At 62.5% G+C, this 17,676-nt stretch carries 20 protein-coding genes; 1 reads left to right on the forward strand and 19 read right to left on the reverse strand.

Annotated elements, in window-relative coordinates; all coding sequences use genetic code 11:
* Positions 1-94: 94 nt before the first annotated feature.
* From fliR to fliF, 13 genes are all read right to left on the reverse strand, one after another.
* Entirely contained in the window at positions 95-898 is an 804-nt protein-coding gene (fliR, locus tag E2K99_RS10725; RefSeq protein WP_121039743.1) for a flagellar biosynthetic protein FliR, read from the reverse strand.
* A 36-nt stretch (positions 899-934) separates the two neighbouring features.
* On the reverse strand, positions 935-1,204 hold the full coding sequence (gene fliQ / locus E2K99_RS10730; protein WP_034331685.1) for a flagellar biosynthesis protein FliQ: 270 nt from the start codon (positions 1,202-1,204) through the stop codon (positions 935-937).
* Positions 1,205-1,222: 18 nt separating this feature from the next.
* Positions 1,223-1,936, reverse strand: coding sequence for a flagellar type III secretion system pore protein FliP (gene fliP / locus E2K99_RS10735; RefSeq protein WP_134224077.1), 714 nt, complete (start codon positions 1,934-1,936; stop codon positions 1,223-1,225).
* A gap of 67 nt (positions 1,937-2,003) precedes the next feature.
* On the reverse strand, positions 2,004-2,606 hold the full coding sequence (gene fliO, locus E2K99_RS10740) for a flagellar biosynthetic protein FliO (RefSeq protein ID WP_240733889.1): 603 nt from the start codon (positions 2,604-2,606) through the stop codon (positions 2,004-2,006).
* Positions 2,607-2,625: 19 nt separating this feature from the next.
* Entirely contained in the window at positions 2,626-3,081 is a 456-nt protein-coding gene (fliN, locus tag E2K99_RS10745) for a flagellar motor switch protein FliN (protein ID WP_121039746.1), read from the reverse strand.
* Positions 3,082-3,083: 2 nt separating this feature from the next.
* Positions 3,084-4,088 (reverse strand): flagellar motor switch protein FliM, encoded by a 1,005-nt coding sequence (gene fliM / locus E2K99_RS10750; RefSeq protein WP_017450944.1) that lies wholly within the window; start codon positions 4,086-4,088, stop codon positions 3,084-3,086.
* 29 nt (positions 4,089-4,117) lie between these two features.
* Positions 4,118-4,633, reverse strand: a complete 516-nt coding sequence (gene fliL / locus E2K99_RS10755; RefSeq protein WP_121039749.1) for a flagellar basal body-associated protein FliL — start codon at positions 4,631-4,633, stop codon at positions 4,118-4,120.
* Positions 4,634-4,758: 125 nt separating this feature from the next.
* Positions 4,759-6,096 (reverse strand): flagellar hook-length control protein FliK, encoded by a 1,338-nt coding sequence (locus E2K99_RS10760; protein WP_134222209.1) that lies wholly within the window; start codon positions 6,094-6,096, stop codon positions 4,759-4,761.
* 104 nt (positions 6,097-6,200) lie between these two features.
* Positions 6,201-6,641: a flagellar export protein FliJ gene (gene fliJ / locus E2K99_RS10765; RefSeq protein WP_034338552.1), complete on the reverse strand. Its 441-nt coding sequence runs from the start codon at positions 6,639-6,641 to the stop codon at positions 6,201-6,203.
* A gap of 37 nt (positions 6,642-6,678) precedes the next feature.
* A complete protein-coding gene (fliI, locus tag E2K99_RS10770) occupies positions 6,679-8,085 on the reverse strand; it encodes a flagellar protein export ATPase FliI (RefSeq protein WP_121039755.1) in 1,407 nt (468 codons plus the stop codon).
* 38 nt (positions 8,086-8,123) lie between these two features.
* Complete coding sequence (gene fliH, locus E2K99_RS10775) at positions 8,124-8,831, reverse strand: flagellar assembly protein FliH (RefSeq protein ID WP_039788445.1); 708 nt, start codon at positions 8,829-8,831, stop codon at positions 8,124-8,126.
* Positions 8,832-8,890: 59 nt separating this feature from the next.
* Positions 8,891-9,886, reverse strand: a complete 996-nt coding sequence (fliG, locus tag E2K99_RS10780; protein WP_034338562.1) for a flagellar motor switch protein FliG — start codon at positions 9,884-9,886, stop codon at positions 8,891-8,893.
* On the reverse strand, positions 9,879-11,663 hold the full coding sequence (gene fliF, locus E2K99_RS10785) for a flagellar basal-body MS-ring/collar protein FliF (RefSeq protein WP_134222210.1): 1,785 nt from the start codon (positions 11,661-11,663) through the stop codon (positions 9,879-9,881). The genes fliG and fliF overlap by 8 nt, the downstream gene beginning before the upstream one ends.
* Before the next feature lie 248 nt (positions 11,664-11,911).
* On the opposite strand from fliF, the gene fliE reads away from it, so the two are divergent.
* Positions 11,912-12,268: a flagellar hook-basal body complex protein FliE gene (gene fliE, locus E2K99_RS10790; protein ID WP_039788439.1), complete on the forward strand. Its 357-nt coding sequence runs from the start codon at positions 11,912-11,914 to the stop codon at positions 12,266-12,268.
* 119 nt (positions 12,269-12,387) lie between these two features.
* Here the strand turns inward: fliE and E2K99_RS10795 are convergent, their stop codons facing one another.
* From E2K99_RS10795 to fliD, 6 genes are read right to left on the reverse strand one after another with little or no spacing between them, the layout of a single operon-like run.
* A complete protein-coding gene (locus E2K99_RS10795; protein ID WP_039788436.1) occupies positions 12,388-13,143 on the reverse strand; it encodes a flagellar brake protein in 756 nt (251 codons plus the stop codon).
* 23 nt (positions 13,144-13,166) lie between these two features.
* Entirely contained in the window at positions 13,167-13,511 is a 345-nt protein-coding gene (locus E2K99_RS10800; protein WP_034332781.1) for an EscU/YscU/HrcU family type III secretion system export apparatus switch protein, read from the reverse strand.
* On the reverse strand, positions 13,498-14,682 hold the full coding sequence (gene fliK, locus E2K99_RS10805) for a flagellar hook-length control protein FliK (protein WP_134222211.1): 1,185 nt from the start codon (positions 14,680-14,682) through the stop codon (positions 13,498-13,500). The genes E2K99_RS10800 and fliK overlap by 14 nt, the downstream gene beginning before the upstream one ends.
* A 2-nt stretch (positions 14,683-14,684) precedes the next feature.
* Complete coding sequence (locus E2K99_RS10810; protein WP_034332793.1) at positions 14,685-15,014, reverse strand: flagellar protein FliT; 330 nt, start codon at positions 15,012-15,014, stop codon at positions 14,685-14,687.
* A gap of 5 nt (positions 15,015-15,019) precedes the next feature.
* Positions 15,020-15,481, reverse strand: a complete 462-nt coding sequence (gene fliS, locus E2K99_RS10815; protein ID WP_134222212.1) for a flagellar export chaperone FliS — start codon at positions 15,479-15,481, stop codon at positions 15,020-15,022.
* 28 nt (positions 15,482-15,509) lie between these two features.
* The gene (gene fliD / locus E2K99_RS10820; protein WP_134222213.1) at positions 15,510-17,579 is read right to left on the reverse strand and encodes a flagellar filament capping protein FliD; all 2,070 of its coding nucleotides are present in this window, start codon (positions 17,577-17,579) and stop codon (positions 15,510-15,512) included.
* Between the last annotated feature and the right edge of the window lie 97 nt (positions 17,580-17,676).

Below are 17,676 nucleotides of genomic sequence, written 5' to 3' on the forward strand. Positions count from 1 at the left end.
CACAGCGGTGCCGCAGGCAAAGGCGTCATTGTGAGGCCGTCGCTGCCGTGCGTGTGTCAGCAGACGTAAATGTTGTGCAAGCAAAGCTTGCCGCTTACGGTTTGGGCAGCGCATTGACCGGCGGCACGCTGCCCAGCAGGCGGACCATCTCGACGCCATCGGACAGGAAGCGCTGCAGCGGGGTGAGCATGTAGGGCAGGGCGAAGGCGATCAGGATGAATCCCGCCAGCATGGTAATCGAAAAACCGATCCCGAAGAGATTGAGCTGCGGCGCGGCGCGGGTGAGGATGCCCAGGGCGAAGTTGGTGATGAGCAGTGCGATCAGCAGCGGCAGCGACAATTGCAGTCCCATGCTGAAGACCTTGGCCCCCCACAGGCCGAGCTGGTGGAAGCCCTCGGTGGTGATCGGCACGCCCGTGATGGGCAGGGTGTGGAAGCTCTCTGCCATCACTTGCAACAGCAGAAGGTGGCCGTTCAGGTTGATGAACACCATGGTGGCCAGCAGCGAGAACACCTGGCTGATGACGGCCGTACGGCCCTGCGTCTGGGGATCGAAGAAGGCCGCGAAGGACAGGCCCATGGTCGAGCTGGTCAGTTCGCCCGCCGCTTCCACGGCGGCGAACACCACGCGCATGGCAAAGCCCATGGACAGGCCGATCAGCAATTGCTGCAGCAGGATCAGCAGTCCGGTCATCGACATCGGATCGATGGCCGGGGGAATCGGCACATCCGGCGCCAGCACCGCGCCGATGGCGATACCCAGCAGGATCTTGACCAGCATGGGCACGCTGGCGCTGCCGAAGGGCGGGGCGATGGACAGCAGCCCGAGGATGCGCGTGGTCGGCCAGATGAACATGGCGACCCAGGCGTAGAGTTGCTGGCTGGTGAAGGTGAGCATGGATCAGGAGCCGCCGGGCCTGCCCGGCGGACCGGCCTACTGGACCATGGCGGGAATCCCGCTGAACATGGTGTGCATGTAGTCGAGGATGATGGTCAGCATCCACGGGCCGGCGATGATCAGTGCCAGGAATACGCCCACCAGCTTGGGAATGAAGGCCAGGGTCTGTTCGTTGATCTGGGTCGCGGCCTGGAAGATGCTCACCAGCAGCCCGATGAGCAGGGCCGTGATCAGCATCGGGGCAGCGATCAGGAGAGTGACTTCCATGGCCTGGCGGCCCATGGTCATGACGCTTTCGGGTGTCATACGTATCCTTGCCTTGGGCTAGTAGAAACTCTGGGCCAGGGAGCCGATCAGCAGCTGCCAGCCATCCACCAGCACGAACAGCATCAGCTTGAAGGGCAGCGAGACGATGGCCGGAGACATCATCATCATGCCCATCGACATCAGGATACTGGCCACCACCATGTCGATGATCAGGAAGGGGATGAAGATGGCAAAGCCGATCTGGAAAGAGGTCTTCAGTTCACTGGTGACGAAGGCCGGGACCAGCAGGCGCAGCGGCACATCCTCCGGACCTTGCAGGGCCGGACCGCGCGACAGCTTCACATACAGCGCCAGGTCGGCCTGGCGGGTCTGCTTGAGCATGAATTCCTTGAGCGGCGCGGCCCCCTTGTCCAGGGCTTCCATCATCTGGATCTTGTTCTCCGCGAAGGGCTGATAGGCCTCGGTATAGATGCGGTCGAACACCGGACTCATGACGAAGAAGGTCAAAAACAGCGACAGGCCGACCAGCACCTGCGTGGGTGGCGTGGACTGCGTGCCCAGCGCCTGGCGCAGCAGCGACAGCACGATCACGATGCGGGTGAAACAGGTCATCATCAGCAACGCCGCCGGAATGAACGACAGCGAGGTGAGGAACAGCATGGTCTGGATCGGCAGCGAATAATTCGTGCCGCCGCCCGGTGCGGGCATGCTGTTGAGCGCGGGCAGGCCTTGCTGGGCCGAAGCGGCCAGCGGCAGGCACAGCAGCGCCATCCACCAGTAGCGGCTGCGCAGCAGCGCGCCGCTTCGGCGGAGCAGGAAAGAGAGAAGGCCTTGCGGCTTAGGATGTGCTGCCATCATTACCCGGACGGCCGCCGTTGCCGGCACCGCCATTTCGTTTGTTCATGGTGTGCTTGAGCCAGCTGGCGAAGGCCGGTCCGGCGCTGGCGGGTTGGGCGGCGACGCCTTCCTGGCGCGGCAGGGTGGCCAGGGCATTGACCCGCCCGGGAGCGACGCCGACCACGATCCACTGGTCGCCCACTTCGACCACCATCACCCGTTCGCGTGTGCCGACTGACACGCCCCCGACCACCTTGGCCACGGCATTGCCGCCCAGGCTGTTGGCCAGGCCCATGCGCTTGAACAGCCAGGCGACGGCGGCCATGACGGCCAGCACCGCCACCAGTCCGAAGAGCATGGTGAACACACTGCCGGAGGAAGAGGGAAGGGAAGCGCCGACAGCCACTGGCGCGGCTGCAGCCGGAGCGGCCGGCGCTGTTGCAGGTGCCGCCGCAGCGGCAGTGGCGCTGCCGGCGGAGGCATTGTCGGCCCAGGCGTGGGCGGCGGCCACCAGGCTGCCCCCCAGGAAGACCAGGGCCGACATCGGCGCCGGACGGATCCGGCGCAGGCCCTGCCACATCGATGCTGCGTAAAAACGTGTCATCAAACTCAAGCCATCCCGCTCAGCGGTTGAGCTTGCGGATGCGTTCTGCCGGCGTGATGATGTCGGTCAGGCGGATACCGAACTTGTCATTGACCACCACCACTTCGCCTTGTGCGATCAGGCAGCCGTTGACCAGCACGTCCATCGGTTCACCGGCCATGCCGTCCAGTTCCACCACCGAGCCTTGCGCCAGTTGCAGCAGGTTCTTGATGGCGATCTTGGTGCGGCCCAGTTCCACGGTCAGCTGCACCGGGATGTCGAGGATGAAGTCGATATCGTTGGGAGTGTTGGTCTTGATATCGGCGGCGCTCAGGTCCTTGAAGACGGTGGCCATCGCAGGGGCTGCGGTGATGCCTTTCTCGTCTTCCATCTCGCCTTTTTTCTGCGCCTCTTCAGCCTCGGTTTGCTCGGCCATGGCCGCGCCCCACGGATCGTCTTCCGCTGCGCCTGCGCCTGCTACGTTCTCATCAGCCATTACTAATCTCCTTGAAAGCTTTCCGGTGTTTCTTGATGGGTGATGGACAGCAGTTTTTCAACGCGCAAGGCGTATTGGCCATTGGACTGGCCGTAGCTGCATTCCATCACCGGTACGCCGTCAACCTGTGCCTCGACGGTCGTATTGGTCTGCAGCGGAATGACGTCGCCGACCTGCATGTGCAGCAGATCGGTGAAATTGACTCGGGCGGTGCCGAAATTGACGATCAGTTCGACCTCGGCAGTCTGGATCTGCTGCTTCATCAGGCGGATCCAGCGTTTGTCCACTTCCAGCGCCTCGCCCTGCATGCTGCTGGTGAGGCGGTCACGCACCGGTTCGATCATCGAATAGGGCGTGCAGATGTGAATCTCGCCCGACACCGGTCCCAGCTCGACGGTGAAGGTGGTCGAAACCACCACTTCGTTGGGCGTGGCGATGTTGGCGAACTGCGTATTCATTTCCGAGCGAATGAACTCGAATTCGATCGGATAGATCGGTTCCCACGACTTGGCGTAGGTCTCGAAGGTGATCTCCAGCACGCGCATGATGATGCGCTGCTCGGTGGGCGTGAATTCGCGGCCTTCGATGCGGGTGTGGAAGCGGCCATCGCCGCCGAACATGTTGTCCACCAGCATGAACACGAACTGCGGGTCGAACACCACCAGCCCGATGCCACGGAAGGGCTTGATGTGCACCAGGTTCAGGTTGGTGGGCACCACCAGGTTGCGGATGAATTCACTGTACTTGGACACCTTCACCGGACCGACCGAGATTTCGGCGGTACGGTGAATGAAGTTGAACAAGCCGATGCGGAACAGACGCGCGAAACGCTCGTTGATGATTTCCAGCGTGGGCATGCGCCCGCGCACGATGCGTTCCTGCGTGGCCAGGTTGTAGGTACGTACCGTACCAGGAGCTTCTTCGACGATTTTTTCTTCGTCTTCATCTCCCGTCACGCCCTTCAAAAGGGCATCGACTTCTTCCTGTGATAGAAAATGCTCGGCCATGGTCGACGATCTCTGACTTCGATACGGTGTTACTGCTGTTGGATCACGAACGAGGTGTAGAACACGTCGGTGATCTGCGGTCCCTTGCCCTTGCCCGAGAACGGTTCGCCCAATTGGTCGATGATCTCGTCGGTCAGACGGCGCTTGCCTTCGCTGGTGAGCAGCTCCGAGGCCTTCTTGCTGGACAGCACCATCAGCAGGCGGCTGCGCACTTGCGGCATGTACAGTTTGAGGGCTTCAGCGGTCTGGCCGTCCGGCACTTGCAGGGTCATTGCCACTTGCAGGTACTGGTCGCCGGTTTCCTGCTGCAGGTTCACCACGAAGGGTTCGATCACCACAAAGGTCGGTGCCTTGGCTTCGACCTTCTCTTCAGCGTGATCATCCCCCTTCTTGCCCTTGCCACCCATCATGAAGAACGCTGCGGCACCGCCGATGACCAGCACCAGCACTGCGCCCACGATGATGAACAGCATCTTCTTGCTGGATTTTGCCGGTGCTGCATCTGCTTCAGCTCCCTTGGCCGGGGCTTTTCCTTTTGTTGCCATCTACTGTTCCTTTCAGTTCGTCAGCGCGGTATGCGAGGTTATCTGCTTATCGGCAGGCAAATCACATTGTTGAGTCTTGCGCAGACGAAAATTGCTTGTTTTTTAAGGTTTCCGGGGCCGGCCGCTTATGCGAAGGTGTCGACCAGGCCAAGTCCGCTGGTGGTCGCCGTCGCGGTGGCCGCGCCGTTGACGGCCACATCGGCCTCCTGCTCCTTGCCGAAGCTGCCGGAAGAACCGCTGCGCGCCTGCTGCTGACCGTTGCCGGCACCTTGCTGCTGATTGGGCATGCCGGTCTGGACATTGGCCTGGCCAAGCTGGATGCCGGCCTGGTCCATCATTTCACGCAGCTTGGGCATGGCCGCTTCCAGCGCCTGCTTCACTTCGGGCTGGGCGGTGATGAAGGTGGCGTCGGCTTGCTGGTTGTGCACGTTCAGCACCACCTGCATCGGGCCGAGGTCGGGCGGATTCAGGCTCAGCGAGGCGCTTTGCATGCCCGCCGTGGCCATCCAGGTAATCTTGGTGCCCAAGGCCTGATTCCAGCCGGCACTGCCGACGTTGGACTGGATCTTGTCGCTGTAGGCCGGGGTGAACACGGCCTGCGGCTGGCTGGCGACAGCGGCTTGCTGCATGGCCGGCAGCACCACCGGGGTCGGCGCGGCCGGGGCGGCATCCTGCCTGGCGGCCGGAGCGGCGAGCTCGGGCGTGGCCTTGTTCAGTTGGGCGCGGGCGGTGAGGGCGCTGGCATCGTCCTTGGGCTCGGCCTTGGCGGCAGCGCCCAGGTCGATGGCGGGCTTGGCGTCCTTCGCATTGCTCGCCTGCGGAGCCGGGTTGGCTTCGGCATTGCTCTTGCGGGCCAGTTCGCTGGCGGCGGCATCCTGCTTGCCCTTGGCGGCGGCCAGGGCATCCTGCAGGGCGGCCGGATCGACCTTGCCTTGCTTGTCCTCCGCCAGTGCTTGCTGCTGGTCGCTCAGGGACAGCTTGCCGCTGCCGCGCTTGGCCTGGGCCAGCAGGTCGGCTGCGCTGCCGTCACCCTTGGCCTTGCCATCGGCGGCCGGCTTGACGGCGTTCTGGGCGATGTTGGCGACCAGGGCCAGCAATTCGGCCGAGGCCTGGGTGGCGGTGTCGCTGCTGTCCTCGTCTTCATCCTTGTCGCTGACCTGGCTGCTCTGGTCGCTGCCATCGTTGGCGGCGCTCTTGCTGGCATTGTTGGCGGCAGTCTGGGATTGCTGATTGGCAGCGGCCTGCTTGGCGGCAGCCTGGGCATTGGCCGCCTGGGTGTCGGCATTCTGCTGGGCCTGGCGCGCCTGCGCCTGGTTGTCCTGTACGCGCGTGCTGACCTGGCTGTTGAGGACCTGGTTGAAAGGCACATCGGCCGAGAAGCTGTCGGCAGGGTTGCCCGAGCGCGAACCCGTGGCGGCCTGGGAGCCGGTGATCACGTTCAACAGCGGCAGGGAAGTGTTCATGGTGGTGGCCTGTCGGTAAATGCGGTCTGCTGCTCTGGATGCTGGTTGCGATTCTGTACTTGCGCGCGTTCGGTTCGGTCTTGCCTGGCTGGCCGCTTCAGCGGTCAGCGCTTGTAGAAGCTGATGCGGGCGGCATGCTCGTCCATGGACTTCTGGTCGCGCTTGTTTTCCTTGCGCATTTCCTGGTCGCGCGCCCGCGTGGCCAGTGTGTCGTAGGACATGCGCTTGCGCTCGCAGGCCTGCCATGCGGTACGGGCTTCGGCCACGCGCTGCTGGCTGCTTTGCACCACGTTGACCTGGCCATCGATGGCATTGTCGATCTTTTCCAGGAACAGCTGGAAGTTGCGATACGCCAGGGCGGTCAGGCCATTGGTCAGGGTTTCCTGGAAGCGCGCAGCGTAATCGTCGCGGTATTGCTGCAGGATCCCCAGCTTCTGTTGTGCTTCTTCACTCACGCGAATAGCCCGGCCGAGGCGTTTGGTCGCTTCGTCGGTTTCTTTGGTCGCCAATTCAATCAGCGTATCAAGTGCGGAGGGAGTAGCCATGATCACTCTGATTATATTTTTGAGGATGCGCGCTCAATCACCCGAATAGAGCGGTAAGTTGCCTCAAGCTCTCTGATACATCGGCCTGCTCATGGATGCCCTGCTGCAAAAAGGACTCCATTCTTGGCAACAAGGCAATAGCTTCATCCAGCACGGGGTCGCTGCCGGCGGCGTACGCGCCGACGCTGATGAGGTCGCGGTTGCGCTGGAAACGTGAATACAATTGCTTCAGATGGCGCGAACGCCGCTGATGGTCGGCATCCGTGATGCTGTGCATGGCACGGCTGATGGATTGTTCGATATCGATGGCCGGATAGTGGCCAGCCTCGGCCAACTGGCGGTTCAGCACGATATGGCCGTCCAGGATGGCGCGGGCGGCGTCGGCGATCGGGTCCTGCTGGTCGTCGCCTTCGGTCAGCACGGTGTAGAAGGCGGTGATGGAGCCGCCGCCTTCATCGCCATTGCCGGCGCGTTCCACCAGGGCCGGCAGCTTGGCGAACACGGAAGGCGGATAGCCCTTGGTGGCAGGCGGTTCGCCGATGGCCAGGGCGATTTCACGCTGGGCCATGGCGTAACGGGTCAGCGAATCCATGATCAGCAGCACATCCTTGCCCTGATCGCGGAAATACTCGGCAATGGAGGTGCAGTACGCAGCGCCCTGCAGGCGCATCAGCGGCGGCGTGTCGGCGGGCGCCGCCACCACGACCGAGCGCGCCAGCCCTTCGGCACCCAGAATCTGTTCGATGAATTCCTTCACTTCGCGGCCGCGTTCGCCGATCAGTCCCACCACGATCACATCGGCGCTGGTATAGCGCGCCATCATGCCCAGCAGCACGCTCTTGCCCACGCCGGAACCGGCGAACAGGCCCATGCGCTGGCCACGGCCGACGGTGAGCATGGTGTTGATGGCGCGAATGCCGGTATCCAGAATGTCGCGGATGGGCGCGCGTCCCAGCGGGTTGGCCGCACGCACGGCCAGCGGGGCCGAGCGTTCGGTATGCAGGGGGCCGAGATTGTCGAGCGGGCGGCCGGCTCCGTCGAGCACGCGGCCCAGCAGCTCGTCGCCGACCGGCAGGCGACGGCTGTGCTCGTCGACGCGGCGCGGAGTGAAGCTGATGGGGCCGGTGCGCGGAGGAGGGCGTACCGGTTCGACCGGATAGACGCGGGTGCCAGGGACGATGCCTTCGACATCGCTCTGCGGCATCAGGAACAAACGTTCATCCTGGAAGCCGACGACTTCGGCTTCGATCATCGTGCCGTTGGGAAGCGGGACGTTGCAGGGGCTGCCCACAGGGAGCTTCAGTCCGACCGCTTCCATCACCAGGCCGGCTACGCGCGTGATGCGCCCGGCCGTGCGGGTAGGCTCGGCCATGGCGACCAGGCTGCGACAGTTGTGCAGGTAGGCTTGCCACAGGCTGCTATGGGAAGGCATCGGGGAGTTCATGCGGGTCTCCCGTTCAGGTAACTATCACTTCGGATGAATCATTCCAGCCAGTCGAGCTGCTTGGACAGCGACTCGCCCAGGCGCTGCCAGCGCGTCGGGGTGGTGGCGTCGATCTGGTTGGTACGGGTTTCGACACGGCAGCCGCCGCGGTCGAGATGGGCGTCTTCCTCGATCTTCCAGCCTTGCTGGGCCAGTTCCTCGCCCAGGTGTTTGCGCACCAGGGCGGCATCTTCGGGATGCAGCGTCAGGCTGGCCGGCAGCTGCAGCACCGGCAAGGCGTGGATGGCAGCGCTGACGGTCGGCAGGATCAGTTCCGGACGCACGTTCAGGGCCGTCTTGAGCATGGATTTGGCCAGGTCCAGCGCCAGGTCCAGCAGTTCGGGGGCCATCTTTTCACTGCACTGCGAGACTTCGGTGCTGAAATTGACTGCGATCTGGCGGAAGTGCTGGATGATTTCGTTGACTTCCTGCTGGCCTTGCTGGAGCCCGGCGACGTAGCCTTCGGAGCGGCCAGCCTGCAGGCCGTGTTCGCGGCCCTCGGCAAAACCTTCCTGGCGGGCGGCCTCGCGGATGGCATCAAGCTGTTCGGCTGTCAGTTGCGGGACCGGTGGCGGCTCTTCGAGGAATTCTTCTTCCTCGGGCAGCATTTCGGGCTGCGGCTCCGGTTCGGGTTCTTCGTTGAAGGACGCCAGCTCCCATCGCTGGTAGGGCGTCATCTCTTCCTTGGGAATGATCTTTGCACGCATGGGTTCTTTGACTCCTCAGGCCGGCATGCCGACGGCACCCTGCATCTGCCTCAAACGCATCAGACGAACGCGTCCTCGCCCTTGGCACCCAGCACGATCTGGCCTTCGTCGGCCAGGCGGCGCACGATCTGCAGGATGGCCTTCTGTTGCGCATCGACTTCGGACAGACGCACCGGTCCCTTGGATTCCAGGTCTTCCTTCATCATCTCGGCCGCACGCTGCGACATGTTGGCGAAGATCTTGTCGCGCAGGCCTTGCGAGGCACCCTTCAGCGCCACGATCAGCGACTCGGACTGGACTTCGCGCAGCAGCAGCTGGATGCCGCGGCCGTCGATGTCGATGATGTTCTCGAAGACGAACATCTCGTCCATGATCTTCTGCGCCATGTCCTCGTCGTAGGAGCGCAGGTTGTTCATCACTGCAGTCTCGTTCTCGCCCGACATGAAGTTGAGGATCTCGGCCGCGGTGCGGATACCACCCATCTGTTGTTTCTTGAGGCTTTCGTTGCCGGTCAGCAGCTTGGTCAACACGTCGTTGAGTTCGCGCAACGCGGCCGGCTGCACGCCGTCCAAGGTTGCAATACGAAGGATGACGTCGTTGCGCAAACGTTCCGTGAAATTGTTGATGATGCCGCAGGCATGGTCGCGCTCCAGGTGGACCAGGATGGTGGCGATGATCTGCGGGTGTTCGTTGCGGATGAGCTCGGCCACCGACTGCGCGTCCATCCACTTGAGGCTTTCGATACCGGAGGCATCGCGCCCGCCCAGGATGCGGTTGAGCAGGGAAGTGGCCTTGTCGTCGCCCAGGGCCTTGGTCAGCACGCTGCGGATGTATTCGTCCGAATCCAGGCCCAGCGAGGAGGCCTGGCCGGTCTCGGCGACGAAGGCTTCCAGCACTTCGTTGATTTCCTCGAAGCTGACGTTGCGCAGGGCCGACATGGCCGCGCCGAGCTTCTGGACCTCTTTCGGGCCCAGGTATTTCATGACTTCGGCGGCCTCATCCTCGCCCAGGGCGAGCATGAGGATGGCACCTTTCTGAACGCCGTCGTTACTCATTGTTCACCCATGACTTGATGATGCTTGCCACCAGCTTCGGATCATTCTTGGCCCACTGCTTGGCGGTTTCCAGGTTGGCCTTGTACTGTGCGCGTTCGTCGACTGCCGGCTCGCCGGAGAGGTTGACGATGGCGTCCGGATCGTCCGGATCGAAGCCGGCGGCAACCGCTGCGGCAGCGGCGGCGGCCTCGGCCTCGGCCTTTTCCTTGGCCAGGCGCTCGCGCTCTTCGCGGCCCGACAGCTTCCAGACGATCGGGCGCAGCACGCGGAAGTAGAGGAACAGCAGGACCGCAGCCACCAGCACGTACTTGCCGATTTCCTTGGCCAGTTCGATCATGCCTGGCTGCTTCCACAGCGGCACTTCCGGTTCCATGTCGGTGCTGAACTGGGTATTGACCACGTTGAGCGAGTCGCCGCGATCCTTGTTGTAACCCATCGCTTCCTTGACCAGGTCGGTGATCTGGTTGCGCTCGGCCTCGGTCAGCGGGCGCATCACGATCTTGCCGGTATTGTCCAGGGTGCGCTTGTAGTTCACCACCACGGCCACTGTCAGGCGGCGCACGCCACCCATGGGTTGCTGGGTATAGCGGACCGTTTTGTCGACCTCGTAGTTGATGGTCTCGTCCTTGCGCGAATTGCCGCTAGCCGCCGGCGTCGGGGCGGCGCCGTTGGGGGTGGCCGCCGTACCGTTCTGGTTGGCCGCACCATTGGCCACTGCCGGGTTGACGATCGGCGCGGTAGCAGGGGCAGGGGGCTGGTTGGTCAATGCACCCGGAATGCCCGAGGTACCCGAGGTCGCGCTGTTGGCCTCGCTGCTCTGCTTGCTGCGCACGGCGGCGGTGTCACGCGTCTGGTTGGGCTTGTAGGCCTCGGAGGCCTGCTCGCTGCGGGAGAAATCGACATCAGCCGTGGCCTCGGCGCGGACGTTGCCGTTGCCGACGATGGGGGCGATGATGGACTCGACGCGCTTGACGATGTCCTGCTGCATGTCCTGGACATACTTCAGCTGGGTGGGGTCGAGCGTGTTGGTCTGGGCTTGCTTGGTGGTGTCGGAGAGCAGGTTGCCGTTCTGGTCGACGATGGTCACGGCCTTGGGCGAGAGCTCAGGCACGCTGCTGGCCACCAGATGGACGATGGCGCTGACTTGCTGCTGGTCCAGGAAGCGGCCTGGGTAGAGGCTGAGGATCACCGAGGCGGTCGGCTTCTGCTGGTCGCGGACGAACACCGAGGCCTTGGGCAGGGCCAGGTGGACACGGGCGGTCTGCACCGAAGCCAGAGATTGTACCGAGCGTGCCAGTTCGCCTTCCAGCGCGCGCTGGAAGTTGACCTGCTCCAGGAACTGGGAAATGCCCAGCTTCTGGTTTTCCATCAGTTCGAAACCGACGTTGCCGCCCTTGGGCAGGCCTTGCGAGGCCAGCTTCAGGCGAGCGTCATGCACCATGTTCTCGGGGACCAGGATGGCCGTGCCGCCGTCCGAATACTTGTAGGGCACGTTCATCTGCTGCAGCGAGGCCACGATGGCTCCGCCATCGCGGTCGTTGAAATTGGCGAACAGGACGCGGTACTCGACTTTCTGGCTCCACAGCCAGATGCCCGCCATCAGCGCCAGGGTGGCGGCGGCGGCAATGATGAGCAGAATGCGCTTGCCCTGCGGCGAACGGGCGTAGCCCATCACGCCGCCTTGGGCGGCCTGCCCTTGGGGCATACCCTCAATATTGCCGAGTTCGCCCGGATTGTTGGTTTCGCCGGTCATCGTGCCGTCGGCTGCTACCGCCATGATTTCCCCTCTGGCGTTCCCTCGATTGCCAGCTTGATAAAGACTTTGATCACTGCCTACCTTTGTGAGGTTTTTTGCTCAGTGTGGATTGTCCGTTGGCAGGAAGAATTTGATCGCCCGAACAGAATGGCAAATTCCCCGCTTATTGGTGCGATTTGTCAATGCAGCAGTGTTAAGGTGCTGCTGTAGATGGCGAAGGTGCGTATTGTGCTTTTGCCAAGCGGCAAAATGAACTCAAGAGGTGGCAGATGGCAATCGACAGTGTGATTGATACCAGCAAGATCGAGGCAATGGTGGCCCAGCTGAAGGCTGCGGCAGCCCGCGCCCAGGGCGGCGTGGACCCGGTCCAGAGCGGTGTCGCGGCGGAAAAGCCGGCGCAGCGCGTGGACTTCGCCGACGTGCTCAAGGGCGCGATTGACCAGGTCAATGATTCCCAGGCAAAAGCCGCCAAGATGTCGCAGGCCTTTGCCATGGGGGATGACAGCGTGAATCTGTCGGATGTGATGATCGCTTCCCAGAAGGCAAGCATCTCCTTCCAGACCAGCATCCAGGTGCGCAACAAGCTGGTTTCGGCCTACCGCGACATCATGACCATGCAGGTGTGAAGTTTTCTGCTGCGGGGCGGGCTGGATTGTTGCTCGTCCTTCCATGAAAAAACACCCCAGAACCGGCTTCCGGTTGCTGGGGTGTTTTTTCATGGGCGCCGCCGGGAAGCGGCGCTGAATTACATCATGCCCGAGGCCTTGGCGTTCTGTTCTCGTTCCAGCTTGGTGATGAAGCGTTGGATGGCGGCCAGGACGGTGCGCGGGATGTCGATGAACTGGCAGCCGAAGCGATTGACGACCTTGCCGTTGGTCATCTTGAACTCCTTGCAGTCGCGCACCTGCAGCTTGACCGAGACCAGGGTGTTATCTCCCAGTTCGAGCTGGCAGTCTTCATACATGGCGCCTGGGGTAGTGGGCAGCAGCTTCTTCTCGTCGGTGATGCCGACGCCGCCGGCGCTGATGTTGTTGAGCAGCGTGACCACCGTGACGAAGGAGCCGTCTGCTTGCGTGATGCGGAAGGTGCAGCGCAGGGGCTTGGCGATCGGGGTCGGGATGCGGAAATACTCACGGCGCTGCAGGCGCACCAGGCTTTCCGGAATGCCGACCTTCAGCGCCGGACGGTTCTGATACTCCACCTGCCGTGCGCCGTCCACGTTGAAGGTGATGCGGATGCTGTTGTACAGGGCTTCGAAGCCGATGCGCTTGCTGGCCACGATGCTCTCGTTGAGCATGGCGCTGGGAGCCGCGTCGATGATGAGCGAGTCGTCATCGGCATCGACTTCCAGAATGGAAGTGATCACGGACTCGGATCCGCCCTTGATCAGCAGGCTCAGGAGCTGGTTTTTCTCCATCATGCTGGTCAGCAGGGCAATGATCTCCCGCCGTGAATGAACCCGGTATGGGCTGTCGTCGTCGATCTCGTCGTTGTTAGCCATCTGTGCGTCGTGTACGTCGGAATTCAGCGAGTAGGATCGCTTTCCCCAGAGGAATTATTGGAATAGTTTGACCCTGTATCATACATCACAGACCCGCTTAATTGCATATTTTCAATACGATATAGCCAGGCCAGCAATTCGGCGACAGTACGGTACAGGGCGGGGGGGATTTGCTGGTCCAGTTCGACCTGCATCAGCAGCGAGACCAGTTCCTTCGATTCGTGGACGTAGACGCCGGCATCGCGCGCCCGCGCGATGATGGCTTCGGCCACCAGGCCGCGGCCCTTGGCCACGACCTGCGGGGCTGCCTGGCTGGCGTTGTAGGCCAGGGCTACGGCATTTTGCAGCGGAATATTAGGTTTCTCCATCGGCTTGCTTGACGATCAGGGAGTCGAGAGAGGTGCCGGCTGCCGCCATGGCATTGGCAAACAGGCCAGTGTTGCCGCGCAGGGCTGCGGTGGCAGCGTCATTGTCCGCCTTGACCTGCACGTGGATCTGCTGGCCGATCAGGCGGATCGAAGCCGAGACGCTGCCCAGGTGGGCGAAGTTGAAGCGCACTACGCTGTGCCAGGTGGGTGCGTTTTCGTCGTCGGTGGCACCCTGTTTCGGGGAGTCCTGGCCATGTTCCTGGTTGATTTCCCATTCCATCTTCTGGCCCGGCCAGACTTCTCCATGCCAGACCACACGCTGCTGTTCCAGCGCATTGAGCTGGAGATTGATGATCTGCCCCAACTGGTTCTGGGCTGGATCGCTGTCGCTGAGCAGGTTGATGTTGCCGCCCTGGCGCGCCGCGACCTGGGCTTGCGGTTCCTTCATCAGTTCGTCGGCCGGGCGCTGGCCGGCGGCCCAGGCAGCGACGTGCGATTCATAGAAGACTCCGCTGTGGGCAATGGCATCCTTCAGGACCGAGGCCATCTGGTCGGCAGGGACGCCGGCCTTGGGCAGCAAGGGTGTGGCTGCATTGATGTGATCGGTGACGTCGCCTTGTTGCGACGCGTGCAGCAGCGTGTCGATGAGACGGCCGGCGTTGCTGAGGGTGGTAGTGCTGCTGGCGGGCGGGCCGGACTGCCCCTGGCGCGCACCCTTGGCCTGGGCATCGGCGATGTCCTCGTGCTGGGCGATCTGTCCGGCACCGCTTTCGTCACGGGTGACGAACTGCAGCGACTTGAGGTCCTTCTGCATCGCGCGGCCGGCGGTGCTCAAGGCGACCGATGCACTTTCCTCGTCGGGACGGATGCTGCCTTCATTGACCGAGAAGGTCGGGCGCGGATCCTTGGAGACCAGCGTCAGGGTCAGGGTGTCGCCGACCTGGGCGCTGTTGGGCAGCACCATGCGCGCCGCCGTATTGGCGATGCGCACCAGGAAGGTGCCATCGTTGAAGTTGGAGAGGATGCGGCCCGACATCTGCTGGCCGATCGCAATCTGGGCCAGCCGGCTGAAGGCTTCCTGCCGGGCATCAGCAACCGAAACGACGGCCGTGGCCGCTTCGACAGGATTGACGGGCTGGACGGCGCTGGCGATATCGGCCCGCGGCAACATGGTCAACTACCCATGCCGTAGGTATTGAGGAGCTTCTGTTCGGTCTGGTTGCTCTGGATCAGCGCCGACAGCTTGCGCAGTCCCGGTTCGGTGAGATTGCGGATGTCGCGGTCGTCTTCCAGGATTTTCTTGATGATGTCGACCTTGCGATGGCGCAGCGGCTCAGGCAGGGTGATGTTTTCCTCGCTGTCGCGCAGGCTGGCGATGTGCTTGCCGCACTGGGCTTCCAATGCTGCCAGCAGATCCCAGTCGCCGGCACGGGCGGCCGACAGCATCTCGTTGGTCAATTGCGAGATCGACTCATAGAGGGCGATGACGTCGTCTCCGTTCATGTCAGTCATGCCTTTGCAAAGCTGGAAAGAGAAACATCCTGGGTGATGGCCATCGGCGGGGCAGCAGACTGCACTGCATTCGGTCCGATCTGTTCCCAGGCGGAGCGGATGTCGTCGAGCAAACCGTGGATTTCGTCGAGGATGGCCGGATTGTTCGTGGCATTGGCCTCGAACAGGCGGCGGCTCATGTATTCATACAGCGAATCCAGGTTCAGCGCCAATTCACCGCCAACTTCCTTGTTCAGGCTGGCGCGCAGGCCATTGTCGATGATCAGGATGGCCTTGGTGATGGATTCGCCCTTGTCCTTGATATTGCCTTCGCCCATGGACTTCTTGCCCAGGGCGATGGCCACCAGTGCACCGTCGAAGAGCATGGTGATCAGCTTGTGCGGGCTGGCGGCGATCACGCCGGTTTCCACCCCGATGTTGGCGTAGGCATTGGCCCCGCGCTTCATGCTTCCGAACATGACGTTCTCCTATGTTCGCGGTGTCGCTTCAACTGCTCTTGGCCAGGCTGGCCAATTGCTGGGTCAGGTAGCTTTGCGTGGACTGCATGCTGGCCAGCGTGACGTTGAGGCGGTTGAACTGATTGGTGTAGTCATCCTTCAGATTCGACAGGCGGGTCTGCACCGTGGTCTGGCGATCCTGATTGATCTTCAGGCTGGCCTGCAGGCCATTCGTCTTGGAGGCGATGATGCCGCTGTCACTCAACAGACTGGTCATCAAGGTCTGCAACTTGGTGACGATACCATTTTTGGACGACGTAGTGTTGGTCGTATCCGGATCGGTGCCAGTGAAGAGATTGGCAATGCCGGCGAAATTGTTGGTAGCCGCCGTGGCCAGCTTGGTGGAGTCCAGCGCCAGGGTGCCATCCTTCTGGAAGCTGATGCCGATGTCGGACAGGCTGCTGATTCCATTGCCGCCGTCCACGGTGGCGAACAGGGTATTGCGCAGCTGGTTCATGATGGTCTGCACCGACGACTCGCTGGCCAGCGGAGCCGAGTTGTTGGCCTGGCCCAGGGTGGTGGAGGGCGTCTGCGCAGTCATCCCGGCCACTGCCTTGGCCAGCGTGTTGTAGGCCGTCACGAAGCTGTTGGCGGCGGTGGTGATGCCGGAGGTGTCGTTGCTGATGTTCAGGGTGAAGTTGTCAGAAGAGGTGGTGACCTTGGCCAGATTGAGTGTCACGCCTGAGATCGCGTTCTCGACCTTGTTGCTGGTGCTGGTCACCGCCACGCCGTCGATGGACAGCTTGGCGTCCTGCGCCTTGAGCAACTGGCCCATGCCACTCATGGTCAGTCCCGAATAATCGCCGCTGCCGGTCAGCGAGACTGCCGCCGTCGCACTGCTGCCAGTCGGTGTCAGTACCAGGTGGTTGTTGGTGCCGTCGTTGCTGATGGAGGCGGTCACGCCTGCGCTGGCGCTGTTGATGGCGCTCATGACCTGGTTCAGGTCAATGTTGCCGCTGCCATTGGCGGTCGGGTTGATGGCCACCGTGGTGTCGCCTACCTTCAGGCTCAGCGTGCCGGAGCTGTAAGTCTGGCTGGTGCTGACGTTGGGCGAGATCACGGTCCCGCTGGGGTCGGCGCTGAAGACGGAATAATTGCCGGTGCCGGTGATCTTGATGGTATTGGCCGCGCCGCTGTCCTTGGCAGTAATCACCAGGTGGTCGTTGGTGCCGTCGCTGACGATGGTGGCGTTCACGCCGGCATCGCTGCTGTTGATGGCATCGCGCACGCCAGCCAGAGTGTTGGTGGCAGGCTGGATGATCGCGGTGGAACCGGTGCCGGTCTTGATGGCCAGAATGCCGTTGTCAAAGGTCGTGCCCGGCGTGATGCTGGCCGAGCTCAATTTGGCCGTTTGCGCCAGTTGCGACACGGCCACCGAGTAGGTGCCGGAAGCGGCTTTGGTGGCGTCGCGCGGGGCCTGGATCTGCGTCATGGTGCTCGGTGTCGAGCTCGACGGATCATAGGCAAATGCGGACAGGCTGTTGTTGGCCGTGACCTTGATGGTGTTGGCGGTGCCGCCGGTGGCCGATTCCAGGACCAGGTGGTCGCCACTGCCATCGGTGGTGATGGAGGCGGTGACACCTGCCTTGGAGGCATTGATCGCATCACGTACGCCAGCCAGGGTCGAGTTGGCTTGCAGGGTGATGAAGGTGGGCGAATTGGTGCCGATCTTGATGGCGATCGAATCGCCGGCGTTGTAGGTCGTGCCGCTGCTTACGCCGGCCGACTGCAGTTTCTGCGCCAGGATCTTGGTCGAATCGTCGCTGTTGACATCGGCGGTGAACGGGTCGGTGGTCAGCGTGGTGCCGGTGCCGGCGTTGCTCACCGAACTCTTCTGCGAGCTGAAGCTGGCCGAGGTCAGTGAGGTGATGGCCGACTGGTAGCTCGACAATGCGCTCTTGAGGCTGCCATAGGCGGAAATGAGGGTGTTGTAGCTGCTCGCCTGGGTGGTCAGCGGCGTCAGCTGTGTCTGGCTTTCGGCCGAGATCAGTTGACTGACCAGTGTGGAAACATCGAGCGGGCCTGCCGATGTGGAAATGGTGCCGGTGGAAGTCGCCACGGTTCAACTCCTGAAACTTTGCGTGAGGCACAGCGCTGTGCGGTTGTCCAGCGCGGTCAAGAGGAGATGGGCTCTCAAGTACGGCGTCGGGTAGGGC

The sequence above is a fragment of the Herbaspirillum huttiense genome (assembly GCF_004367745.1).
GTDB lineage: Bacteria > Pseudomonadota > Gammaproteobacteria > Burkholderiales > Burkholderiaceae_D > Herbaspirillum > Herbaspirillum huttiense.